Origin of the sequence: Streptomyces sp. NPDC017943 (genome assembly GCF_044328425.1) — a bacterium.
GTDB classification, from domain to species: domain Bacteria; phylum Actinomycetota; class Actinomycetes; order Streptomycetales; family Streptomycetaceae; genus Streptomyces; species Streptomyces djakartensis_A.
Genome location: NZ_JBIRHH010000096.1, coordinates 1 through 1096, shown reverse-complemented (window position 1 = coordinate 1096; position 1096 = coordinate 1). Strand labels below are relative to the sequence as shown.

2 protein-coding genes are annotated in these 1096 nt (G+C 65.0%); both read left to right on the top strand.

What is annotated here, in order from left to right; all coding sequences use genetic code 11:
• Nucleotides 1-594 precede the first annotated feature (594 nt).
• The gene (locus ACH4C6_RS36515) at nt 595-855 is read left to right on the top strand and encodes a hypothetical protein (RefSeq protein WP_398112856.1); all 261 of its coding nucleotides are present in this window, start codon (nt 595-597) and stop codon (nt 853-855) included.
• Between the two features lie 25 nt (nt 856-880).
• Nucleotides 881-1006 carry a hypothetical protein gene (locus ACH4C6_RS36510; protein ID WP_398112855.1) on the top strand — a complete coding sequence of 42 codons (126 nt, stop codon included), beginning with the start codon at nt 881-883 and terminating at the stop codon, nt 1004-1006.
• The last annotated feature ends 90 nt before the right edge of the window (nt 1007-1096 follow it).

Below are 1096 nucleotides of genomic sequence, written 5' to 3'. Positions count from 1 at the left end.
ACCGACAAGCTCGCGATCGCCTACCAGGCCGCACTCCACCTCGCGGGCATCCTCATCTGGACCCGGCGCTGACCAAAGAGACAGAACCTAGGCCGAGCCCGGGGACATGATGATCCCCATGACGGACGAAGACCTCCCTCCGCTGCCCTGACGTCGCGCGCAGTCAGCTGTCCGCCGGGCGTGGTGGTCAGCGCTCGCCTGGCCCGTGCTCGCTCTCGCCCTGAGGCCGCTTCTCCTGTGATGGCTCGAGATCGGCGCAGGCGACCCGAGCAGAGCAGGGCAGAGTGGGCAGCTGGAGTGCTGCCGGCCGTCGCCGTCGTGTCCTACCTCGCCCGGCAGGCTGCGCCGTTAGTCCGCACGGAGCAGCGGACGGTCGCCGACCGCATGACGATGTAGCCGACCGGCAGGCCAGTCGTCGAGCTCCGCCGTCCAAGGCCTTGGAGATGAGGCGAATTGACGCTTTGGGCAGCGATGCGAGTTGTGTGCTGCCACGGTCGGCAGGACCCTCAGAAACTCAGGTGCTGGCCGTGTTGCCCGCTCACTACGGTGATGAGTCCTCGGCCGCGAGCCGGGCGGAAAGCGGAAGGCAGGCCGATGAAACGCCTCGAACTGGTAGTCGTGCAATTCGAAGAGGTCAAGCGCCTCATCGAGGCCGGACGGGTCCCACAGCTGCGGCTGGCCCACATCCTGCTCGACAGCGCCGTCGAACTGATCATGCACCGCATGGCCGAAGCCGAACCCGACGGCGAGCGCTACCACTTCGATCGGCTTGAGAACCTCCGTCGGATCGAAGCGATGCGCAAGAGCGACAACCCCCTGCACCGCCGGTTCGCCAGGGGGCCGAGCGACGATTAGCTCAGAGATCAAGAAGCTCGAAGCGATGGTGACCTCGAAAAGGAAACGAAAGAAGATCAACGACAATTTCGGAGACAAGATCGACTTCCTCGTCGAGCGGACGAGGCTACCTGGCGGCATCGCGCCGGTGCTGAAGAAGCTGCACGCCTAGAGGTTGTCCCGTATGGGGTGTGAGTTATCCGGTGAGGGCTAGGTTGTGGAGCCGGGCGATGCCGAGCATGGCCTGGTGAACGCCGTTGCT